General features: G+C 51.1%; 19 protein-coding genes. 14 read left to right on the top strand and 5 right to left on the bottom strand.

The window, feature by feature from the left end:
- The 14 genes from HMPREF2572_RS07255 (at position 1) to dtd (ending at position 17,042) form a co-directional block, all read left to right on the top strand.
- Positions 1 to 1,278, top strand: coding sequence for an O-antigen ligase family protein (locus tag HMPREF2572_RS07255; protein WP_070497296.1), 1,278 nt, complete (start codon positions 1 to 3; stop codon positions 1,276 to 1,278).
- A gap of 13 nt (positions 1,279 to 1,291) precedes the next feature.
- Positions 1,292 to 2,365, top strand: coding sequence for a glycosyltransferase family 4 protein (locus HMPREF2572_RS07250; protein WP_070497294.1), 1,074 nt, complete (start codon positions 1,292 to 1,294; stop codon positions 2,363 to 2,365).
- Between the two features lie 14 nt (positions 2,366 to 2,379).
- Positions 2,380 to 3,552: a glycosyltransferase gene (locus HMPREF2572_RS07245; RefSeq protein ID WP_070497292.1), complete on the top strand. Its 1,173-nt coding sequence runs from the start codon at positions 2,380 to 2,382 to the stop codon at positions 3,550 to 3,552.
- The gene (locus HMPREF2572_RS07240; protein ID WP_070497290.1) at positions 3,545 to 4,162 is read left to right on the top strand and encodes a sugar transferase; all 618 of its coding nucleotides are present in this window, start codon (positions 3,545 to 3,547) and stop codon (positions 4,160 to 4,162) included. The genes HMPREF2572_RS07245 and HMPREF2572_RS07240 overlap by 8 nt, the downstream gene beginning before the upstream one ends.
- The gene (locus tag HMPREF2572_RS07235; RefSeq protein WP_070497288.1) at positions 4,149 to 5,123 is read left to right on the top strand and encodes an ATP-grasp domain-containing protein; all 975 of its coding nucleotides are present in this window, start codon (positions 4,149 to 4,151) and stop codon (positions 5,121 to 5,123) included. Before HMPREF2572_RS07240 ends, HMPREF2572_RS07235 begins: the two co-directional genes overlap by 14 nt.
- The gene (locus tag HMPREF2572_RS07230) at positions 5,110 to 5,796 is read left to right on the top strand and encodes an HAD family hydrolase (protein WP_070497286.1); all 687 of its coding nucleotides are present in this window, start codon (positions 5,110 to 5,112) and stop codon (positions 5,794 to 5,796) included. Before HMPREF2572_RS07235 ends, HMPREF2572_RS07230 begins: the two co-directional genes overlap by 14 nt.
- A 48-nt stretch (positions 5,797 to 5,844) precedes the next feature.
- A complete protein-coding gene (locus HMPREF2572_RS07225) occupies positions 5,845 to 6,627 on the top strand; it encodes a formyltransferase family protein (protein WP_070497283.1) in 783 nt (260 codons plus the stop codon).
- Entirely contained in the window at positions 6,620 to 7,795 is a 1,176-nt protein-coding gene (locus HMPREF2572_RS07220) for a DegT/DnrJ/EryC1/StrS family aminotransferase (RefSeq protein WP_070497281.1), read from the top strand. The genes HMPREF2572_RS07225 and HMPREF2572_RS07220 overlap by 8 nt, the downstream gene beginning before the upstream one ends.
- Before the next feature lie 382 nt (positions 7,796 to 8,177).
- Positions 8,178 to 10,070 carry a polysaccharide biosynthesis protein gene (locus HMPREF2572_RS07215; RefSeq protein WP_070497279.1) on the top strand — a complete coding sequence of 631 codons (1,893 nt, stop codon included), beginning with the start codon at positions 8,178 to 8,180 and terminating at the stop codon, positions 10,068 to 10,070.
- An 87-nt stretch (positions 10,071 to 10,157) separates the two neighbouring features.
- Positions 10,158 to 11,291, top strand: a complete 1,134-nt coding sequence (locus HMPREF2572_RS07210; RefSeq protein ID WP_070497277.1) for a polysaccharide export protein — start codon at positions 10,158 to 10,160, stop codon at positions 11,289 to 11,291.
- Positions 11,292 to 11,452: 161 nt separating this feature from the next.
- Entirely contained in the window at positions 11,453 to 11,899 is a 447-nt protein-coding gene (locus HMPREF2572_RS07205) for an arsenate reductase/protein-tyrosine-phosphatase family protein (RefSeq protein WP_070497275.1), read from the top strand.
- Between the two features lie 51 nt (positions 11,900 to 11,950).
- Positions 11,951 to 14,137 (top strand): polysaccharide biosynthesis tyrosine autokinase, encoded by a 2,187-nt coding sequence (locus HMPREF2572_RS07200; RefSeq protein WP_070497273.1) that lies wholly within the window; start codon positions 11,951 to 11,953, stop codon positions 14,135 to 14,137.
- A 741-nt stretch (positions 14,138 to 14,878) separates the two neighbouring features.
- A complete protein-coding gene (locus tag HMPREF2572_RS07195; RefSeq protein WP_070497270.1) occupies positions 14,879 to 16,216 on the top strand; it encodes an SEL1-like repeat protein in 1,338 nt (445 codons plus the stop codon).
- Positions 16,217 to 16,580: 364 nt separating this feature from the next.
- Entirely contained in the window at positions 16,581 to 17,042 is a 462-nt protein-coding gene (gene dtd / locus HMPREF2572_RS07190; protein ID WP_070497268.1) for a D-aminoacyl-tRNA deacylase, read from the top strand.
- A gap of 90 nt (positions 17,043 to 17,132) precedes the next feature.
- Here dtd and HMPREF2572_RS07185 read toward each other — a convergent pair whose 3' ends face one another.
- The 5 genes from HMPREF2572_RS07185 to HMPREF2572_RS07165 all read right to left on the bottom strand — a co-directional run bounded on the left by HMPREF2572_RS07185 (position 17,133) and on the right by HMPREF2572_RS07165 (position 22,240).
- Entirely contained in the window at positions 17,133 to 17,432 is a 300-nt protein-coding gene (locus tag HMPREF2572_RS07185) for a DUF2818 family protein (protein ID WP_070497266.1), read from the bottom strand.
- Positions 17,433 to 17,560: 128 nt separating this feature from the next.
- A complete protein-coding gene (nuoN, locus tag HMPREF2572_RS07180) occupies positions 17,561 to 19,003 on the bottom strand; it encodes an NADH-quinone oxidoreductase subunit NuoN (protein WP_070497264.1) in 1,443 nt (480 codons plus the stop codon).
- Between the two features lie 9 nt (positions 19,004 to 19,012).
- Positions 19,013 to 20,509 (bottom strand): NADH-quinone oxidoreductase subunit M, encoded by a 1,497-nt coding sequence (locus HMPREF2572_RS07175; RefSeq protein WP_070497262.1) that lies wholly within the window; start codon positions 20,507 to 20,509, stop codon positions 19,013 to 19,015.
- A 231-nt stretch (positions 20,510 to 20,740) separates the two neighbouring features.
- Positions 20,741 to 21,862: a phospholipase D family protein gene (locus HMPREF2572_RS07170; protein ID WP_070497260.1), complete on the bottom strand. Its 1,122-nt coding sequence runs from the start codon at positions 21,860 to 21,862 to the stop codon at positions 20,741 to 20,743.
- Between the two features lie 57 nt (positions 21,863 to 21,919).
- A complete protein-coding gene (locus HMPREF2572_RS07165; protein WP_009175032.1) occupies positions 21,920 to 22,240 on the bottom strand; it encodes a cupin domain-containing protein in 321 nt (106 codons plus the stop codon).
- Between the last annotated feature and the right edge of the window lie 169 nt (positions 22,241 to 22,409).

Genomic DNA, 22,409 nt, shown 5'->3' with positions numbered 1-22,409 from the left:
GTGAAAATTAAAAAACAAAATATATACATTACTATGCTTTATACGATGGTTACCGCCTACATGTTAGGACCGATGCTGTCGTATAAACTGGGGATTCCGCGTATCGACAATCCGCTGACCCTCTTACTGGTACCTGCCACCCTGCTGATTTTTTTCATAGAAAACAAAACATTCAACAGCAAGGCAGGACTCATGCTGGTGGCTGTCGGGCTGATGACCGGCTGGAGCGCGATCCATCTGCTCATCACGCCGATGGATTCGGTCAGGGTCATGGATAGCTTTTTCTTCCTGTCGGTTGCCGGCTTGTTTTATCTGCTGTATCTGATTTTGAACCGACACGAAAACCCCTTGCGCTTCATACGCAGGCTGTTGATTTTCTTTTGCGCCTTTATCATTATTCCGCCCGTTATCGAAGTATTGACCGGCACACAGTTTGTCAACTCAAACGAAATTTTGGCGATTGAAGCAGGTATTATTAAGGGCTTTTTCTTCAACCCCAACAACTTGGGCACAACCGCCCTCTGCTTCGCCCCTGCCGTTTTGATATTTTTCAATATCGGCGTCAGCAAAAGAGAACATCTGTTCGGCTGGATTTTGTTTTTGAGTTTGGGTGCGATTATTTTTGCCAGTGCGTCACGCACGGCGACGATGTGTTACATCATTTTGTTCTTATTGAACCTGATTTACCGCAATAACGGACTGTTCTCCCTGCTGACCGTCGGCGTTGCAGGCGCGATTTTGTCGATGATTCCGAAGCAATACATTGCCGACTTTCTGCTTTCAATGAACAGCAACGTCTTTTTGGAAAACATTTCTTCCCGCCTGTATTTATTCCTGTTCGACTTGGAAAGCGACAACTCGGTCGGCTACCGCCAAGAAATTTACAACTACTTCTGGAGCAATCCGCCGCTTTTGCTTTACGGCTACGGTCCTAAAAACTTTCAGGAATACTTCGGCGGGCATTTGAGCGACAGCCTCGGTTTTGAAAATCCGCACAGTTTCATCATCGAACTGTATTTGGGCTTCGGCATCATTTCCTTAATCGGCTTCATCTGCTACATCATTTGGTATGCAATGAACGTCTTTTTAAGCCAAAACCTGCGAAACAAACAAAAAGCCATCGGCTTGGCGGCAATCGGTCTGTTTATTTTGGCGGGCTTCATCCCGTCCACCATTTTGCGTATGCCCTTCATTTGGCTGCCCTGCTTTTTGATTTTCCTGTACAGCGTCCTGCCGCAGCGCGATGCGGCGTATAACGCGTACCGATATACCCATTAATAGAAAACACGCTATGAAAAAAATTGTTTTGACTACTTCCATGTCTGGCCTCGGCGGCACTGAAAACGCGACCTTCCGCTTAGGACGGTTGCTCAGGCAGCGCGGCCACGAGGTCGTCCTTGCCTCTTCCGATGGCCCTCTGATCAAAGAAGCCCAAGCCTTGGGCATTCAATGGCGTCCTATTGATTTTTATCAGGGCGGCATCTTGGGCTACATCAAGGGCATGTTCGCCTACATGAAGATGTTGAAACAAGAAAAACCCGATATCATCCACTGCCAAATGGCGCGTATTGTTCCCGCCTGCGCCATTGCCGCGAAAATTTCCTCGCCCAAAACCAAAGTGTTCTACCACGCGCGCGGCTTGGAAGCGGAAACCTATCCCAAAATCGCCAAACTTTTCGACAAACTGGGCGTATATATTATCGGCAACTGCAGACACGAGCAGGAAAAACTGATCCGTCACGGCTTCCCCGCCAACCGCATTGCCTACACCTACAACGCCCTGCACAAAGTCGATTACGTTCCTGAAAAAACCGCCAAAGACTACGTCATGCTCGGCACCCTGTCGCGCTTGGATACCGTCCGCGCCGTGCATGTGATGTTGGACATCTTTAAGAAAATGATTGACCGCAATATGCCCGTACGCCTGAACGTGGCGGGCATAGGCGAAGAGATGGACAATCTGAAGGCGCAAGCGAAGCGTCTGAGCATAGACGACAAAGTTACCTTCCTCGGCGGCGTGCGCGATTTGACCGGCTATTTCAAAGACGTGGATATTTTGGTGAACACGCCGCACTGTATCGGCGACCACGGCGCAGGCGTCGGCAACAACATCCTTGAAGCCGGCCTCTACGACACGCCCGTCGTTACCTACAACATGGGCGGCATTTCCGAAATGGTCATTACCGGCGAAACCGGATACTGTTTCCCCTTCGGCGAAGACGAAGCCTTTATCGAAGCCGTCGATAAACTCATCAAGCAGCCCGAGCTGCGCGAGAAAATGGGCAAAGCCCTGCATAAACACGTTGAGACCTTGTGTTCCGATGATGAAATCTATCGCACCACAATGGCCGCTTACGATATGTGAGGTCGTCTGAAAATATGAACATCACCATCGTCGCCCCCTACTGTTCGCTGCCGTCCGAGCCGCATTTCAACCGCTTCTGGTATCTTGCCGAGCTGTTGTCGCAGTCTCATGACGTGCTGCTGATTACCAGCAATTTCAAACACTACGACAAATCTTTCAGACGACCTGAAGATGCCGAATCCGCCTCAAGAGGTCGTCTGAAAGTCATGCTGCTGGAAGAGAGCGGCTACGGCAAAAACGTCTCGCTAGACCGCGTCAAAAGCCATCATGTGTTCGTCAAAAATTTTGAGCAATGGCTGAACAACTGCCGTCCGGGCGAACAAGACGTCGTCTTTTCCGCCTACCCGCTGATTGCCACCAACCTGCTTTTGGGCGAACACAAAGCGCGTTTGGGCTACAAACTGATTATCGACGTGCAGGACGTATGGCCGGAATCCTTCTCCTCGGTCGTACCGTTTTTGAAAAAAATCCCGCACAACCTGCTGCCCTTCTCCTCCCGCGCCAACCGAGCCTACCGCTACGCCGACGCATTGGTTGCCGTGTCGCAGACCTACCTCGACCGCGCCAAAGAAGCCAATCCGAACGTGCCCGGCGAAGTCGTCTATATCGGTGCGGATTTTCCAAAACTCGATGCTGCACCGGCAAAAGACTTCGGCGACAACAAAACCCGTTTCTTCTACTTGGGTACGCTCAGTTACAGCTATGACGTGGAAACCGTGTGCAAAGGCATCCGCAAACTGTTGGACGACGGCGAAAATGTAGAGCTGCACATCATGGGCGGCGGCCCCGATTTGGACAGGCTCAAACAATACGCCTGCGACGGCATCAAGTTTTACGGCTACATTCCCTACGCCGAGATGATGTCGGTTGCCAAAGGTTGCGACATCTCCGTCAATGCCATCCATTCCTACTCCATGGCGTCGATAACCAACAAACTGTCCGACTACATGGCATTGCAAAAACCGATTTTAAACAGCCAGGTCAACGACGAAGTTGCCGAAGTCCTGCCCCTGCTGCCGCATGCGGACTACCGTTCCGGCGATGTGGACAGCTTCGTCCAAGCCGCCAAAGACATTCTGGCGCGCAAAAACGACCCCGTTCAATCCGACGAAATCGTCCGCCGCTTCAAGCGCGATGTGGCGTATCAAAAAATCGTCAACCTGATTGAAAGATTAGCCCATGAGTAAATTCTTCAAACGCCTGTTTGACATCGTCGCCTCCGCCTCGGGACTGATTTTCCTCTCGCCCGTATTTTTGATTTTAATCTACCTCATCCGCAAAAACCTGGGCGAACCGGTATTCTTCACCCAAGAGCGGCCGGGTAAAGACGGTAAACCGTTCAAAATGATCAAATTCCGCTCCATGCGCGATGCGGTCGATAAAGACGGCAACCCGCTGCCCGACAGCGAGCGGCTGACCCCTTTCGGCAAGAAACTGCGCGCGACGAGTTTGGACGAACTTCCAGAGCTTTGGAACGTTCTAAAAGGAGAGATGAGCTTGGTCGGTCCGCGACCGCTTTTGATGAGCTACCTGCCGCTTTACAACGAATTTCAAAACCGCCGCCACGAAATGAAACCGGGCGTAACGGGTTGGGCGCAGGTTAACGGGCGCAACGCGCTTTCGTGGGACGAAAAGTTCGCACACGATATTTGGTATATCGACCATTACAGTTTTTGGCTGGATATGAAAATCCTGTTTTTGACAGTCAAAAAAGTCTTTATCAAAGAAGGCATTTCGGCGGAAGGGGAAGCCACCATGCCCTATTTCACAGGAAATGACACTGATGCGAAAAAATAACGTACTTATCCTTTCCGCGGGAAGGCGCGTCGAATTGGTACAGGATTTTCAAACTGAAGCTGCCAAGTTTTCAGACGACGTCAAGATTTTGACGACGGATTTGGTACCACGCATGTCTTCCGCCTGCCATGTTTCGGATGGTTCGTTTGAAGTACCGTTGATCAATGACGATTCGTATATCGACAGCATTTTCAATTTGGCGGTACGCGAAAACATCGGTTTAATCATCCCCACCATAGACACCGAACTGCAAAAGCTGGCAGACGAACGCGAACGCTTCGAAGCGGCAGGTATCCACATCGTCGTTTCCGATTCGGACTTCATCGCGCAATGCCGCGACAAACGGAAAACCGCCGACCTGTTTGCACGCTACGGCATACGCTCGCCCGAAATTTACGACCGCGAGAATTTGGTTTTCCCTTGCTTCGCCAAGCCTTACGACGGCAGCCGCGCCATCGGTGCCAAAAGAATCGACACGCCCGCCTGCCTGACACCTGAAATCGTGGACGACCCCAAGCTGATGTTCTGCGAACTTATCAACATCGAAAACGAATTTGCCGAGTTTACCGTCGATATGTATTACGACCATGAAGGTCGTCTGAAATGCGCCATCCCGCGAAAACGCTTGGAAGTGCGCTCCGGCGAAGTCAGCAAAGGCGTTACCCGCAAAAACAGCCTCTACCAAACGCTGCTGGAAAAAATGTCGGTATTGGAAGGCGCGCGCGGCTGCATCACGGCGCAGTTCTTCTGCAACGAAGAAACCGGCGAATTCTACGGCGTGGAAATCAACCCCCGCTTCGGCGGCGGCTTCCCGCTGACGTATGCCGCAGGCGGCAATTATCCGGGCTGGCTGATGCGCGAATATCTCGGCGACGGAGAAATCCCGTTTTCAGACGACTGGGAAAACAACCTCATCATGCTGCGCTACGATGCCAAGGTCTTGGTTCATGAAAACGATTAATCCCGAAACCGCCGTCATTGTCTTCGACTTGGACGATACCCTGTATTCGGAATACGAATACAAGCTGTCCGGCATCCGTTCGGTCGTCGATACCATTGTCGCACTGTATCCCGATTGGAATTCAGACGACCTATGGCGCAGCATCGACCCCGACGGCAAAGACTGGCTGGACAGATTGTGCCGCCACTGCGGTTTCAACGAATCAGAGAAACAGGTTCTTCTGTGGCAATACCGGCTGCACCGCCCGACGCTGACGCCGTATGCCTCGCAGGATTTCCTGTCCGAGCTGACCGCGCCCTTCGCCGCACGCGCACTGATTACCGACGGCAGAAGCCTGACCCAGCGTCTGAAACTGGAAGCCTTGGGTCTGTATTCCCTGTTTGACAACATCCTCGTCTCCGAAGCCTGCGCTTCGGAAAAGCCCGATGACAAACGCTTCCGCTATTTACAAGACAAATATGCCGCAAAGGCAGACTGCTTCATCTATATCGGCGACAACATTTCCAAAGACTTTATCGCGCCGAACGCTTTGGGCTGGATAACCATAGGATTGCGTCCCTCCGGACAAAACATCCACCGTCACCTGCCTGAAAGTTTTAGCACAGAATACCATCCCAACTTTTGGATTGACTCCCTTCAAGATTTAGCATCTTTGGGCAATTCAAGCATTTAAACATTACATAATCAAACGTACACTCACGATACTAAAAAGGACTATTTCATGACAAAAATATTATTCATGGGGCGTAAACAGATTTCCGCCAACCTGCTCCGACTATTATCCTCACAAGACGGCATCGAAATCGTCGGCGTTCTGACCGACAGCCACCTGCAAGGCTCGCCGACGACCGCCGCCGCCAAAGAATTGGGCTTACCGCTCTATACTTTCGATACCGCCTTGGAAGCGATGAAGGAAGGTCGTCTGAAATACGATTTGGGCTTGTCCGTACTCTACTGGCGCAAACTTCGCGACGAATTCCTGACCATCCCGAGCTTAGGCACGATCAACTTCCACCCTGCCCTGTTGCCCGAATACAAAGGCACGGGCGGCTACAACCTCGCCATCATGGACGAATTGTCCGAGTGGGGCAGCACTGCCCACTACGTCGATGCCTCCATCGACACCGGCGAAATCATCGAAGTGGACCGTTTCCCCATTGACCCCGCCGCCGAAACCGCCCAATCGCTCGAACGCAAAACCATGCAGGCATTGGAGCCGTTCGCACAACGCATTATCGCCCGCGCCATCGAAGCGCAAGCCAAACTGCCGACCATGCCCAACATCGGCGGCCGCTACGTCAGCCGCGACGAGATGGAAGCCATGAAGCAAATCCGTGACGGCGACGATGTGGAGAAAAAAATCCGCGCATTCTGGTTCCCGCCTTACGACGGCGCATACGTCGAAATCGACGGTCAAAAATACACCTTAATCAACCGCCAACTGCTGGAAGATGTCGCCCCCAAAGACTCCACCAGCCTTTTCGCAGGAAAAGCCAATGCTTAACACATCCCTTTCCCCATGGCCGAGCTTCACCCAAGAAGAAGCCGATGCCGTTTCCAAAGTCCTGCTGTCCAACAAAGTCAATTATTGGACGGGCACCGAATGCCGCGAATTTGAAAAAGAATTTGCCGCCTTTGCCGGTACGCAATACGCCGTCGCCCTTTCCAACGGCACGCTGGCACTCGATGTCGCGCTCAAAGCAATGGGCATAGGCGCAGGCGACGACGTCATCGTTACCTCGCGCACCTTCCTCGCCTCCGCTTCCTGCATCGTTACCGCAGGCGCAAACCCCGTGTTTGCCGATGTGGATTTGAACAGCCAAAACATCAGCGCCGAAACCATCAAAGCCGCGCTGACGCCGAATACTAAAGCCATCATCGTCGTCCACCTCGCCGGTATGCCCGCCGAAATGGACGGCATCATGGACTTGGCAAAAGAACATGATTTGTGGGTGATCGAAGACTGCGCCCAAGCGCACGGCGCGAAATACAAAGGCAAATCCGTCGGCTCCATCGGACACGTCGGCGCATGGTCGTTCTGCCAAGACAAAATCATGACCACCGGCGGCGAGGGCGGCATGGTGACCACCAACGACAAAGAGCTGTGGAGCAAAATGTGGTCGTACAAAGACCACGGCAAAAGCTATGACGCCGTGTACCACCGCGAACACGCCCCCGGCTTCCGCTGGCTGCACGAAAGTTTCGGCACCAACTGGCGCATGATGGAAATGCAGGCGGTCATTGGCCGCATCCAGCTCAAACGCATGCCCGAATGGACGGCTCGCCGCCAAGCACACGCTGCCAAGCTGGCAGAAAGTTTGGGCAAGTTCGCCAGCATCCGCCTGATTGAAATCGCTGACTACATCGAACACGCACAATACAAGTTCTACGCCTTCGTCAAACCCGAACACCTCAAAGAAGGCTGGACACGCGACCGCATCGTGAACGAACTGAACGCACGCAAAGTCCCCTGCTATCAAGGCAGCTGCTCCGAAGTCTATTTAGAAAAAGCCTTCGACAACACGCCGTGGCGACCCAAAGAGCGACTGAAAAACGCCGTCGAACTGGGCGACACCAGCCTGATGTTTTTGGTGCATCCGACGCTGACCGACGACGAAATCGCGTTCTGCAAAGAACACATCGAAGCCGTATTGTCAGAAGCCACGGCGTAAAGTAAAAACCGCCGCGCCCGTATCATCGGGACGGCGGCGGTTTACTGCTTCAGCCGGTTATAGTGGATTAACTTTAAATCAGGACAAGGCGACGAAGCCGCAGATAGTACATCAGGACAAGGCGATGAAGCCGCAGATAGTACAGATAGTACGGAACCGATTCACTTGGTGCTTTAAGCACCTTAGAGAATCGTTCTCTTTGAGCTAAGGCGAGGCAACGCCGTACTGGTTTAAAGTTAATCCACTATAAAAAAGGGAATCGGCAAACAGCCGACACATACGGAAAACCAATGCTCCGTAGCAACAAACGTCTTTTCAGACGACCTTTGCATGACCGAGGTCGTCTGAAACCCACCCATAACATTATTCAGAACATACCAAAATGAATTTGGAAACCCTGTTATCCCTGCCCCGCAACGTCAAAAAAACCTTCTTCGTCATCCACGACGTTTTGATGATTTTCATCGCCTTTTGGTTTGCGCAAAGCCTCCGAATCCAATACTCCGACGAATGGGCAAGTCTGGCAAACTGGCTGGCGTTCGGCTCGACTGCCGTACTGACCATCGCCCTATTCGTCAGACTGGGGCTGTACCGCGCCGTTACCCGCTTCGTCAGCACCCGTGTCCTGACCGCCGCCGCATTCGGCAGCCTGATTTCAGCCGTCTTGTTCTGCCTGACCACCTTGGTTTTCGAACGTAAGCTACACCTTGCCCTGCCTGTCGTTTATTTCTTGCTGCTGGTCGTCTGTATCACCAGTTCGCGTATGATTCTGCGCGCCATCCTGACCGACCGACATAAGAAACAAATGGCGCCCGTCATCATTTACGGCGCAGGACAATCCGGTCGCCAACTGCTGGAAGCCATCAAACAGGTCAACGAATATTCCGCCGTCGCCTTCGTTGACGACAACCCCAAAATCCGCCACACCGTCATCTACGACCTGACCGTCTATGGTCCTGACGACATCCAATCGCTCATCGACCGCTACGGCGTGGAAAAAATCCTGCTCGCCATCCCCAGCTCCACTCAGGAAGAACGCCGCCGCATCATCCAAAATCTGGAACAATACACATGCGAAGTGCTGACCATTCCCGGCATGAAAGACTTGGTAGAGGGCAAAATCAAAGTCAGCGCATTGAAAAAAATCTCCGTCGTCGATTTGCTCGGCCGCGACCCGGTAGCCCCACGCCCCGAACTCATGGGCGCAGACATCACCGGCAAAACCGTCATGGTGACAGGTGCAGGCGGTTCCATCGGCTCCGAGCTCTGCCGCCAAATCCTGAAATGCCGCCCGTCCAAATTACTGCTGTTCGAACTGTCCGAGTTCTCCCTATACAGTATAGACAAAGAATTGCGTGAAACTCAGGCAGCCGCCGGCAGTCAAATCGAAGTTGTGCCCCTGCTTGGTTCTGTACAAAACAAAGAACGCCTGATCAGCGTCATGACCGCGTACGGCGTTGAAACCGTCTATCACGCCGCCGCCTACAAACATGTCCCCATGGTCGAGTTCAACACCGTCGAAGGCATCCGCAACAACGTCTTCGGCACGCTCTTGTGCGCCCAAGCCGCCGTCGAATCCGGCGTCAGCACCTTCGTGCTCATCTCCACCGACAAAGCCGTGCGCCCGACCAACACCATGGGCGCGAGCAAACGCATGGCGGAACTGTGCCTGCAGGCGCTTGCCGCCGAGCCCAACCAATACACCCGCTTCTGTATGGTTCGTTTTGGCAACGTTTTAGGTTCCTCCGGCTCCGTCGTTCCCGTGTTTGAAAAACAGATCGCTGAAGGCGGTCCCATCACCCTGACCCACCAAGACATCACCCGCTACTTTATGACCATCCCAGAAGCCGCCCAACTCGTCATTCAAGCGGGCGCAATGGGCAAAGGAGGCGACGTATTCGTGTTGGATATGGGCGAATCTGTTAAAATCATTGACTTAGCCAAACAAATGATTACGCTTAGCGGCCTGAAATTGAAAGATGCCCAACATCCCGACGGCGATATCGAAATTAAAATTACAGGACTGCGTCCGGGCGAAAAACTTTACGAAGAGTTGCTTATTGGAGACGAAGTACAAAAAACCACTCATCCCCGAATTATGACCGCCAGCGAAGTAATGCTGCCATGGGCGCAATTAAATGACATAATTATGCGTATGGACTTAGCGTGCTCAAATTCAGACCAACAAACCCTGCGCGCCCTGCTGCTCGAAGCCCCTACCGGCTTTAATCCCAAAGACGATATTTGCGATTTGGTTTGGCAGCAGACACATTAAACACCCTACCGATAAAGCAAAACATTCCACAAAAAGGTCGTCTGAAAGTTTTCAGACGACCCCGATAAGACTGACAAGGATACCGACATGAAAAAACAGCTTGCCCTCATCAGCCTGTCTCTGATGGCACTGACCGCCTGCAACAGCAGCACCGTCATCCCCGGCTCCACCATCAACACACGCAACAAAACCATCGTTTACGAAAACGGCGAAACCGTAGCAGACACCAAATTCGACAAGCGCGTCGCCATCTATCCGATCACCTTCGGCCTCGTTGAAAAAATGCGCAGACCGCCGGTGTTGTCACAAAACAACGGTGCGCTTGAGCGCAGCAAAGCCGCCTACCGCTACCACATCGGCAAAGGTGACGTATTGAACATCATGGTTTGGGCGCATAACGACCTCAATTCACCCGTACAACAAAGCAACCCGCAAACCAACCAAGTCAGCCGCGGTGCCTGGGTGGACGAAGGCGGCTACATCACCTATCCGCTGGTCGGCAAAATCCAAGCGCAAGGCAAAACCATAGACGAGCTGCAAAACATCCTGACAGGTCGTCTGAAACGCTATCTTAAAAATCCCCAAGTTACCATCAACGTAACCGAATTCCGCTCGCAACGCGTATCCGTTGCCGGGGCGGTCGGACAAGCCGGACAACTGCCGATTACCAACGTCCCCATGACCATCCTCGATGCCGTCAACCAAGCGGGCGGCGTGGCGCAAAATGCCGACACCCACCACATCAAATGGACGCACAACGGCGTTGACCGCACCATTTCCCTGCAAAGCATCATGCAGTACGGCGATATGTCGCAAAACCACCTCTTAAGCAACGGCGACATCGTTTACGTGCCGAACAACAGCAACAGCAAAGTGTACGTTATGGGCGAAGTCGGCCGCCAAGCCACCCTGCCTATCGGCAACCACGGTCTGAACCTCACTCAAGCCTTGGGTGAAACCGGCGGCATGAATCAAGCCTTGGCAGACGCAACCGGCGTATTCGTCATCCGCCGTGCGCCTGAAGATGCGGTTAAACCTATCCACATTTACCAACTTAACCTGAAAGACGCGACCGCTTACGCCTTGAGCAGCGACTTCGACCTGCGTCCGAACGACGTTGTTTATGTGACTGCCGCTCCGGTTACCCGTTGGAACCGCGTAGTGTCGCAATTGACCAGCTTCGTCAGCAACGTCAACGCTATCGACAGCACTTTCAAATAACCTGACGACGCCTGACAGCACCTGCTGTCAGGCAAAACGGCGGGTCGGTTATTTATCGTCTGATGACGTATAAACAAAATCCTTTCAGGCCGACAAAATACCGACCGCAAACCGTTTTATAATGATTTGACCATACACAAGAAAAAAATATCGCTTCTCTTATGTTTCAAAATATTTTAGTAGTATGCATGGGCAATATCTGCCGCTCCCCGATAGCGGAGCGCATTTTGCAGAAGAAACTGCCCGGACTCCGCGTCAGCTCCGCCGGCATCAATGCATTGGCGGGGAAAGATGCCGACTTCCAAGCCATCAAAACAGCCCTTAAGCACGGCGTAGTCGTTGCCGGTCACACCGCCCGCCAGCTGACCCCTGAAATGTGCGATACAGCAGACCTGATTTTGGTGATGGAGCCGGCGCATATCGACATGGTTGCCGATATCCTGCCTTCCGCGCGCGGGAAAACCATCCTGCTCGCCCAATGGCTGCCCAAGAAAAACATACCCGACCCGTTCAAACAAAGCAGCGAAATGTTTGAAGCCGTATTCCAACAAATACAAAGCGCAGCCGAGACTTGGGCTGAAAAATTGAACGGACCAACCCCGGCATAACACTCACTTATGCCGGATTCAATCAATTAAATCCAAACAGAAAGCCTACTGATGTATAAACAATATCCGTCATCAGCATCCTCCAACAACGACGAAATCGATTTCGGCCAACAACTGCACAATCTGTGGCTGCACAAATCCAAAATCGCCACCGCATTGATTGCGGGCGGCTTGCTCGGTGCCGTTTTCAGCTTTGCGTCCACACCTGTTTACCGTGCTGACGCCATGTTGGAAATTGAAACCAAACAAAACCAGATTCTGTCCGAAATCAACAATATGCTTTCCAACGAGCCGGCGCCTTCCGAAGCCGAAATCGAATTGGTCCAATCGCGCATGGTAATTGGCAAAACCGTTGACGAGCTTCAGCTTGACCAAGAAGTCAAAGCCACCTACTTCCCGGTTTTCGGCAACATGGTTCACAACCTCAGCGGCAACGACGATCCGATTTTAAAAATCGGTACATTTACCGTGTCTGAAGAATGGATCAACAAACCCTTCAAACTGACCGTCAAAGACAGCAAAAACTATATCCTGACGCTCCCAAACGGTACAGCCAAAGAAGGCCGCGTCGGCACGCCGCTGAAAATCAATAACGAAACCGTTCTGAAAGTCGACCAAATCCTTGCCGAAACAGATCAGGATTTCGAGTTGACCAAGTTTTCCAAACTCAGCGCCATCGAAAACATCAAAAACCAACTCTCGGTGATCAGCAAAGGCAAAACCAGCCCCATCATCAATCTTGCCTACACCGATGTTGATCCGAAAAAAACCAGCGCCGTCCTCAACAGCATTGCTGACAACTACGTCGCGCAAAACCGCGAACGCGACATTCAAGTCGCCTCCAGCGGCTTGGCGTTCATCAGCGAAGAATTGCCTCGTCTGAAAGAGACCCTGCAAGAAGCAGAAAACAAACTCAATGCCTACCGCGAACGCGCCGGCTCGCTCGACATTCCGCTTGAGTCCAAAGGCGCGCTTGAAAGCCTGACCAGCATCGAAACCCAAATTACCCTGCTCAAAACCGAAGAAGCAGGTTTGGCAGAACTGTACACTCCGGAACACCCTTCCTATAAAGCCGTTTTGGACAAACTGGCGGTACTCGAACGAGCCAAGAGCAAAATCAACCAGCAAATTGCCGGTCTGCCTAACACCCAACAGGAAGTCATCCGCCTGACCCGCGACGTAGAAACCAACCAAGCGACCTACGTCCAACTCTTGGCGAAACAACAAGAACTCAACATCATGAAAGCCAGCGCGCAAGGCAACGTCCGCGTCGTTGACCATGCCTACACGCCGGAACAACCGATCGCCCCGCGCAAAGCCGTCATTACCGCATTAAGCGCACTTGCCGCAGGTGCGCTCGCCTCCATGTGGGTCATGCTGCAAGGCCGTATGCGCCGAGGCATCACGTCGTCTGAAGAGATTGAAAACCTCAATCTCGAAGTCGCCGCCCTCGTACCCTACTCCAAAACCCAGCAAAAACGCGACCTGTTGAAACGCAAATTCAAATCCCTGAACGGCCGCTCCAATTATCTGCTGGCAAACGAAGATGCCTCCGACGTCGCCGTCGAAGCCATCCGCGCCCTGCGTACCAACATCTACTTCTCCATGCTGGATGCGCGCAACAATGTCCTCATGATTACCGGTGCAGCCCCTGAAGCGGGTAAATCCTTTATTTCCGCCAACCTCGCCACCGTAATGGCACAATCAGGCAAACGCGTGTTGCTGATCGATACCGACATGCGTAAAGGTTATTTGGACCAACTGTTCAAACTGACACCCGAATACGGCTTGGCAGACATCCTTTCCGGCCATGCCTCCCCTGCCAAAGCCGTCTGCGAGACGCACATTGAAAACCTGCATCTCATCAGCAACGGCGGTTATCCGAAAAATCCGTCCGAGCTGCTGATGGACAGCCGTTTCACAGAACTGCTGACACACGCTCAAAAACGTTACGACTATGTAATCATCGACACCCCGCCTGTTCTCGCGGTTACCGATTCAACCATCGTCGGACAACATGCAGGTACGGTTCTGCTGGTCAGCCGCTACGGCAACACCACCACCAGAGAGCTTGAGATCAGTGCCGACCGTCTGCGTCAGAACAAGATCAATATCAAAGGCGTCATCCTAAACGGCATGAAGCGTGAAGCCAACAGTATGTATGACTACTACGCTTACCATTCCCCGCAGGATGGCAAGAAACCAGTTAAAAAAGAAACCCCGGAAAACAAAGCTTAAAGTCGAATAAGCCTTTCTTCTGCTAAAAAGGTCGTCTGAAACTGAAAAATCAAGTTTCAGACGACCTTTTGTCATCACTGGTGACAGACGCGATAAAAATTATAGTGGATTAACTTTAAACCAGTACGGCGCTGCCTCGCCTTTCCGTACTATCTGGATTTTGGGGAATTTTGCAAAGGTCTCTATCTGTACTATCTGCGGCTTCGTCGCCTTGTCCTGATTTAAATTTAATCCACTATACACTCTTTGGGGCTTAAACAAGAGAATGGCGTATCGCTTTAAAGTCCGCTCCCCTATTCGCCGTACAATATTCCCATCTCCGCAGCCTTCGGATTGTTGTAAACAAAAGACAGCCCCTTTCCATCTTTACAATTGATTGAAGCCGACACCTCCAACAGCTTCACACTGCTCCGACCACACCCCCTACCCATTGCCAATTACACCTAGTTCCCTTTCAAATCAAAACCGATTTATCTTATTGTTTATATTTGAATTTTACAACACACCCAAATATTCACCCTACAACCTGACGTCCCCATCATAAAATATCAAAAGAAAATATAACTCACTGTATTTATTCCATTTCCCACGATTGCAAATAACTAACGATATTCTCGTCATATTATTAACAATAAATTACAGAAAACAGTATAATAACCATCCCAGTCCGTTTTCCGATCTCACCTTATGACCGCAGTACCCGACTCTTCCCGTACGCTCTCTGTCAAGCCGGCAAACAGAATGACCGCCGACACAGTCAGCCCTGCACTGCTGTCCCAACAGACAGCAGGCAATCGGTACGCCGGTACTGCCTATCAAGTCAACAAAATCACCTACGCCTCCGGTCTGACGCGCTTAACCGCACCCAAACCGCAACCCAAACCTGTCGAGTTGACACCCGAGGAAGAATTCTCGCTATTGCAAAGCCGCGAACAGCAAGGCATCCCGACCGCTCACCATTTATCCGCATATATCCGCTTGGGAGAGGCAGGCATGCTGGAAGCGCAGCACATCCTGATGCACTTTTACCAAGATCGAAACGAGTCCCAAATGCGCTACTGGGCGCAGCTTGCCTTGACGCAAAATTCCGCCGAAGCCCAATACTGCCTTGCCTACCGCCACAGCCTGAAACCTGATTTTGAAAACGCGATCAAGTTATACCGACAAGCGGCAGAACAAGGCTTTGCCCCCGCACATTGGCAATTGGGGAAAATGTACTACCGCGGTATCGGCGTAAAAGCCAACGCCGCCCAGGCCGAAATCCATTTACGGCAGGCAGCGGATGCAGGATTTATCGCTGCACAAGTTATGTTGGGCGACTTGCTTGCTGCGCAAAATCATGCGGAATCCATGATTTGGTATCGGAAAGCTGCCACGAAAGGCAGTGGAGACGCCGCGGCTGCCTTGGCACAACACAGTCTGACAGGCAAACTGATCGGACGCGACCCGCTCCAAGCCATGCGCCACACCCGTTTTGCTGCAGACCGCCGCCATCCGGAAGCCTTGCGCATAATGGGCGACCTCTACCGCTACGGACTCGGCGTCAAAGCCGACCCGCACGCAGCGCACGACTATTACCACCGCGCTGCAACACTCGGCTGCGCCACCGCCATCCAAAAGCTACTCAGTGATGCCGCGCTGCACAATCCCCAGCAGTATGAACAAATCAGGGAAGCTGCCCTGTTTTTCCAAAAAACGGAACAAACCTTCCGCGATGCCGAAGCATGTCATTACGGCATAGAGACAGCAGTGGATTACGACCGCGCCAGAAAACTGTATTTGAAAGCCGCCGAATTCCATCACAAAAATGCCGCCGCCGCATTGGGCAAATTGTATTATTACGGTCAAGGCGTCGAAACCGATTTCCAATCTGCTGCCCACTGGTTTGAAATCGCGGCGGAACAAGGCCATACCGAAGCGCAATACTATTTGGCACGACTCTATTACCACGGGCAAGGCGTCACCAGCCATATTCCTACTGCCTGCCGCTGGTTGCAGGCAGCCATCAACGGCTGTTATGAAAATCCCGATGCTTTGCGCCCCCTGTTAGCAAAATGGCAGAAAGAAGCAAGCCGTTAAACCTGACGGCATCCCGCTATCAAATCCAAACTGTTATAGTGGATTAACTTTAAATCAGGACAAGGCGACGAAGCCGCAGATAGTACTAAATCAGGACAAGGCGACGAAGCCGCAGATAGTACAGATAGTACGGAACCGATTCACTTGGTGCTTTAAGCACCTTAGAGAATCGTTCTCTTTGAGCTAAGGCGAGTCAACGCCGTACTGGTTTAAAGTTAATCCACTATAAAACAAATGGCTCTAGACCAACAGAAATATTCTGTTAGATTAGAGCCAATCGTTTTCAGACGACCTTTCCCAGACAAATCAACATCAGGCAGCGAAACCATCCACCTTGCTGCATTATCTTATTCAAGGAAACCACATGCGCGCCGTTATTCAAAAAGTAAGCCATGCCCAAGTTGACGTCCTGAGCGAAGGACACCGCGAAACCAGCGGCAAAATCAGTCACGGCTTCTTGATTCTTTTAGGCATTACACACGATGACAACGAAACCGATGCCTCTTATATCGCCGACAAGATAGCCAATCTGCGCATTTTTGAAGATGAAGCCGGAAAATTAAATCTGTCGCTTAAAGACACGGGCGGATCCGTCTTGCTCGTTTCACAGTTCACCCTCCACGCTGATGCGCGCAGCGGCCGCCGCCCCTCTTTTTCCGCTGCCGCCCCCGCCCAACAGGCAGAATCCCTGTATCAACGCACCGCAGAATTATTACGCACCCACGGTCTGACGGTAGAAACCGGCCGCTTCCAAACCCATATGCAGGTTTCACTCTGCAACGACGGCCCCGTTACCCTGCTGCTGGATTCTAAAAAGCTGTTTTAACACAAACCCGATGAACAGCATGGTTGACCAACATTCTGATAAGACAGCGAAGTCTTAGGTCAAAAATAACGCTAAGGTCGTCTGAAAAGCTTATTCGCGGTTGCGCGCGTGCCAGAAATAACGCCATACGAAACAGGGGAAGGCGAATATCAGGTAAAGGCAGACTACGGTAGCGTAAAACTCCCAGTCTTGATGCTGTACCGCGCCGGCGCGGGATTCGAGGATGTAGGCGAGGATAGCGGTCAGGATGAAGCCTGCCGCCAATTCGACGAGGTGATGCCCGAAATGTTTGCGCTTGAGCGGAATCACGCCGAAAAACTTGGTGGTCACGAAGGGGGCATTGGCGAAGATGAGTGCCAATACCAAAAGGATGTACATGGATGCGGTCATGATGTATGTGTCTTTCTGTTTTCAGACGACCTCTTTGCTTCAAAGGGTCGTCTGAAAAATAATAGTGGGACGGCGTATCTTAACAAAAACGGCAGCCTCTGACACGGCTGCCGTTTCGGTTCATCGCCTTACAAAGTGTTTTCCAAAGCTCTTGCGCACCAGTCAATCATCGTTTGCGGCATCACACCCCACAAAACCAGCAAGAACGCGTTGACGCTTAGGAAGAGTTTGGCGGCGTAATTGCTGCCGACGGGCTGGTCATGGGCGGGTTCGTCGAAATACATGACTTTAACCACACGCAGGTAGTAGAACGCGCCGATTAAGGACATAACGACGGCGAAAACCGACAACCAAACGTGATGGAATTTCAGCAACACCATAATCACACCGAATTTGGCATAGAAACCCATCAGCGGCGGGATACCTGCCATAGAGAACATAACCAGCAGCATCAGTAAGGCAAACCAAGCATGGCGTTGGTTCAAACCTGCCAAATCTTTGATTTCTTCACACTCGATATTATCGTTGGACAAGACCATCAATATGCCAAAGCCCGCAGCCGCCATCAACGCATAAGTAATGGCGTAATACAGACCTGCGGTAGCACCGATTGAGCCTGCCATAAACGCCAGCAGGATAAAGCCCATGTGCGACACGGTCGAATAAGCAAGCATACGCTTGATATTGGTCTGCATAATCGCGGCAAGATTACCGACCACAAGCGATGCGACGGCAAGAACGGCAAACATAGGCGCCCAGTATTGATGCACTTCGCCAAAGCCGGTCAGCAAAATACGGAAAGCAAACATCACAGCGGCGATTTTAGGCGCCGTACCGATAAACGCGGCGACGGATGTCGGCGCGCCATGGTACACGTCGGGCACCCACATATGAAACGGCACTGCGCCCAGTTTGAACGCCACCGCCACAACGATAAACACCAACCCCAGTTTCAACAGCCACTCGTTGGCAATTTCGCTATAAGACGATGCCAAAACAGTGGCGAAGTCGAGCGAATGCGTCGCGCCGTACACCATCGAAATACCGTAGAGCAGCAGACCGGAAGCCAGCGCACCCAAGACGAAATATTTGAGCGCGGCTTCGGCGGAGCGTCCGGAATCCCGGCGCAGGGCAATCATGGCGTAAAGCGACAGCGACAAAAGTTCCAGACCGATATAGGCGGTCAGGAAATGCGCCGCGCTCACCATCACGCTCATGCCTAAGAGCGCAAACAGCGACAAAGTGTAAAACTCGCCTTTAAAAATACCGCGCGCCTGATTGTAGGGCTTGCTGTAAATAAACAGCCCGAAGGTCAGCCCGTACAGCACCAGCTTGGACAGGCGCGACATACCGTCGGCGACATACATTCCGTTAAATGCCAACACACTGCCCTGCTCCCACACTGCAAGCTGCGCACCTGTCACGACAATAATGGTGCCCAAGCTCATCAGATGGGTCAGATAGCGGTTTTCATCGCTAATCCACAAGTCCGCCAGCAACACCACCAACAGCAGCGCAAACAGCACGATTTCGGGCATGGCAGGCATTAAGTTCAAATCAATCAAGTTCATTCGCACACCTCAAATCTTGCTTTGCGCCACATGGGCAATCAAATCGTTTGCCGCCTGATGCACCACTTCGATAAACGCCTGCGGATACAGGCCCATACCCAATACCGCAACCGCCAAAATCGCCAGAATCGCAAATTCGCGGCAGTTGATGTCTTTCATATCGGCAACGTGCGGATTGCCGACCACGCCGAAAATCACGCGCTTATACATCCACAGCGTGTAAGACGCGCCGTAAATCAGCGTCAGCGCCGCCAGCGCGCCCACCCAGAAATTCACTTTGACCGCGCCCATAATCACCATAAACTCGCCCACGAAGCCCGAAGTCGCCGGCAGACCCGCATTCGCCATCGCAAACAGCATCATAAAAGCCGCAAACTTGGGCATCACGTTCACCACGCCGCCGTAATCGGCGATATTGCGCGTGTGCAGGCGGTCGTACATCACACCGATACACATAAACATCGCCGCCGACACGAAACCGTGCGAAATCATCTGGATGACCGCGCCTTTCAACGCCCAGTCGTTCAACTGGCCGTTAATGAATAAGAACATCCCCAAGGTAACGAAACCCATATGGCTGATGGACGAATACGCCACCAGTTTTTTCATATCGGTCTGCACCAGCGCAACCATGCCGATATACACCACCGCAATCAGGCTCAACACAATGATGACCGGCGCGAAATAGCGCGACGCATCGGGCAGAATCGGCAGAATGAAGCGCAAAAAGCCGTATGCGCCCAATTTCAGCGTAATCGCCGCCAATACCATCGAACCGCCCGTCGGCGCCTCAACGTGGGCATCCGGCAGCCAAGTGTGCACGGGGAACATCGGCACTTTCACCGCAAACGACAGGAAAAACGCCACAAACAAAAGCTGTTGCACGCCCAGCGGAATCTGTTTGATGTTTTGGAAATCCTCAATCGAAAAGCCGCCGACTTGGTAAGACAGATACACAATCGCCACCAGCATCAACAACGAACCCATCAGCGTATAGAGAAACAGCTTCACCGACGCATACACGCGGCGCGGACCGCCCCACACGCCGATAATCAGGTAGAGCGGAATCAGCATACCCTCGAAGAACACATAAAACAGCAGGGCATCCCGCGCTGAAAACGCGCCGTTAATCAGGCCCGACATGATTAAAAACGCCGCCATATACTGCGCCGGACGCTTCTGAATCACTTCCCAACCCGCCAGCACCACCATCAGCGTGATAAACGCGTTCAGAATGACAAACAGCACCGAAATACCGTCCACCCCCAGCGAGTAGTTGATTCGCAAAAGCGGAATCCACTCGTGGAACTCGGTAAACTGATAGCCGCCGCTCAAACGGTCGAAACCCGTAAACAAGGGCAGCGTTACCAAGAAACCGGCAAGCGCACCGATTAAAGCGAGCACGCGGGCAAGCGGCGCACGGCTGTCCGGCCCCGTCGCCAAAACCAGCACGCCCGCAGCGATGGGTATCCATATTGCCAAGCTGAGTAGGTAGTTGGAAAACATAGTGGTTAACCTGTGGTTAAAATAAAAATATAGTTGTGTGGGTTGGTTTTTCAGACGACGTTTTAAGAGGTCGTCTGAAAAAGATTATGTGTATTTATGTGTATTTTGTGTATGGCGGAATCAATAAAAACATATATCTGCTGTCATTCCCGTGTAGGCAGGAATCCAGCAGGTAGGTTGGTTCTAGATCCAACCTAGCCCACCTCCACCTTAACTTCATCCAATCAAGGATTATTTCCGATACTTGTCTTGGATTAAAACATCTAATTCAGCCAAATTTTTAATTTTTGATTGTTTGACCAATACAGCTCTTAACTTCATACTCAAATCAATATATTTGGAACCTTCACTTGCTCCATGCGCCGAACGAAACTTGTTGTCTTTGTCTCTTAAAAATTTTTCTACGGGGTCATTGAGTAATGGATATTTATCAGGATACTCTTGGCAAAGCATTTCAGAAAAAACCGAACGACGAGTAGAAACTCCACATTCTTTTAGCCAATCAATTTGTTTGGCAACAACACTATCTTTATCAGCAGATGGTGCATCAAAAACTGCTTGGATAGCGCAACATAATTTTCGAAAATCTGAAGACTTACCCTTCCTCGTCCATGTTTTATCTTGAAAACGATTACCTAAAGACCATAATTTATTAAATTCCACATAAAAATCATCATTTCCTATCCCTCCACTAGCACATTGATTAATAAGATTTTTTAATTCTTCACGCACAGTTTGATGTTTTCTCATCTGTTCTCTCCGTGCTTTAATCAATTCGTGATTATAAGGTGGTATTTTCAAAGATAATCCGTCTATTGCTGATCTACTAGAAGCTGATTTCTTATAGCTAATTTCAGCTTCTTTATATCCCTTAAGCCAATCTTCCGATACTGGAATAGATTTCATCGCAATTTCATTAGCCCAAGATTTGACTTTTATAAAATCCTGCTCAGAAATTTTAGTCAAAATATTTGCTTCATAATTGCTATTAAACGCAGCATGAGTCAAATTTGAAGAACCGATTAAAGCATAATACTCATTCTTATCATTCTTCCAAAATACAGCTTTAGGATGAAAACCCTGAATGCCTTGAGCTACCATCAATGTGAATTTCAAATGGGACGGAAGCCATTTCAACACTTTCCGAATAGCCTCTTTTTTAGACAATCCGAAATCTTGTCCAAAAATAAATTTAAACTCTTGCAATTTGCTATTGAGCTTATTTTTTACATCCCAATGAGTGAGATACGCAGAGAAAATATACAGCTCTACTGCCTCTGAAACAGCTTTCTCATATATTGAAATCAGTGCCTTATCATTTGATGTATCTGAATGTAAAAACAACTGCGTCATCTCTTCTTACTCCAACCTACAATTCCATTGCAGCCTGAAACCTCTTTTCAGACGACCTCAAACACTGCCTTCTTTCTCAATCACCAAAATCCGTGCTTCGCCGCATGGATGGGCGACGTGTTCCGTGCCGATTCCTGCGTAGAAGATATCGCCGCTTATCAACCGAACGATGTGTTCTTCGCCGTTTTCTCGGTAGTGCATATCGACTTCGCCGTCCATCACGGCAAACACTTCCTCGCCGTCGTTGACGTGCCATTTGTAGGGCTGGTCCGTCCAGTGCAGGCGCACGATGGTGCCGTTCATATTGGCGATGTTGAGTGCGCCCCATGCGCGGGAAGCGGTAAATTCGGCGGAGCGGATGGTGTGCGTGTCGGGCATTTTCGCGTCTCTTTGATTCTGTATCTAGATAAACCTGTCAATACAACTGTTTATTAAATCCCGTCATTCCCGCGCAGGCGGGAATCCAGAACGTAGATTTTAGGAAGCCTTTTTCCTTGACAGGTTTATACGCCGATAGGTCTGGATTCCCGCCTGCGCGGGAATGACG

Source organism: Neisseria sp. HMSC064E01 (assembly GCF_001808875.1).
In the GTDB taxonomy this organism is placed as follows: Bacteria; Pseudomonadota; Gammaproteobacteria; order Burkholderiales; family Neisseriaceae; genus Neisseria; species Neisseria sicca_A.
The sequence above is the reverse complement of the archived record's forward strand: the minus strand, read 5'-3'. Positions and strand labels throughout refer to the sequence as shown.

Coding starts and splice junctions, on each gene's coding strand:
- HMPREF2572_RS07250 (WP_070497294.1), top strand. CDS start 1,292: ATGAAAAAAATTGTTTTGACTACTTCCATGTCTGGCCTCGGCGGCACT.
- HMPREF2572_RS07245 (WP_070497292.1), top strand. CDS start 2,380: ATGAACATCACCATCGTCGCCCCCTACTGTTCGCTGCCGTCCGAGCCG.
- HMPREF2572_RS07240 (WP_070497290.1), top strand. CDS start 3,545: ATGAGTAAATTCTTCAAACGCCTGTTTGACATCGTCGCCTCCGCCTCG.
- HMPREF2572_RS07235 (WP_070497288.1), top strand. CDS start 4,149: ATGCGAAAAAATAACGTACTTATCCTTTCCGCGGGAAGGCGCGTCGAA.
- HMPREF2572_RS07230 (WP_070497286.1), top strand. CDS start 5,110: ATGAAAACGATTAATCCCGAAACCGCCGTCATTGTCTTCGACTTGGAC.
- HMPREF2572_RS07225 (WP_070497283.1), top strand. CDS start 5,845: ATGACAAAAATATTATTCATGGGGCGTAAACAGATTTCCGCCAACCTG.
- HMPREF2572_RS07220 (WP_070497281.1), top strand. CDS start 6,620: ATGCTTAACACATCCCTTTCCCCATGGCCGAGCTTCACCCAAGAAGAA.
- HMPREF2572_RS07215 (WP_070497279.1), top strand. CDS start 8,178: ATGAATTTGGAAACCCTGTTATCCCTGCCCCGCAACGTCAAAAAAACC.
- HMPREF2572_RS07210 (WP_070497277.1), top strand. CDS start 10,158: ATGAAAAAACAGCTTGCCCTCATCAGCCTGTCTCTGATGGCACTGACC.
- HMPREF2572_RS07205 (WP_070497275.1), top strand. CDS start 11,453: ATGTTTCAAAATATTTTAGTAGTATGCATGGGCAATATCTGCCGCTCC.
- HMPREF2572_RS07200 (WP_070497273.1), top strand. CDS start 11,951: ATGTATAAACAATATCCGTCATCAGCATCCTCCAACAACGACGAAATC.
- HMPREF2572_RS07195 (WP_070497270.1), top strand. CDS start 14,879: ATGACCGCCGACACAGTCAGCCCTGCACTGCTGTCCCAACAGACAGCA.
- dtd (WP_070497268.1), top strand. CDS start 16,581: ATGCGCGCCGTTATTCAAAAAGTAAGCCATGCCCAAGTTGACGTCCTG.
- HMPREF2572_RS07185 (WP_070497266.1), bottom strand. CDS start 17,432: ATGACCGCATCCATGTACATCCTTTTGGTATTGGCACTCATCTTCGCC.
- nuoN (WP_070497264.1), bottom strand. CDS start 19,003: ATGAACTTGATTGATTTGAACTTAATGCCTGCCATGCCCGAAATCGTG.
- HMPREF2572_RS07175 (WP_070497262.1), bottom strand. CDS start 20,509: ATGTTTTCCAACTACCTACTCAGCTTGGCAATATGGATACCCATCGCT.
- HMPREF2572_RS07170 (WP_070497260.1), bottom strand. CDS start 21,862: ATGACGCAGTTGTTTTTACATTCAGATACATCAAATGATAAGGCACTG.
- HMPREF2572_RS07165 (WP_009175032.1), bottom strand. CDS start 22,240: ATGCCCGACACGCACACCATCCGCTCCGCCGAATTTACCGCTTCCCGC.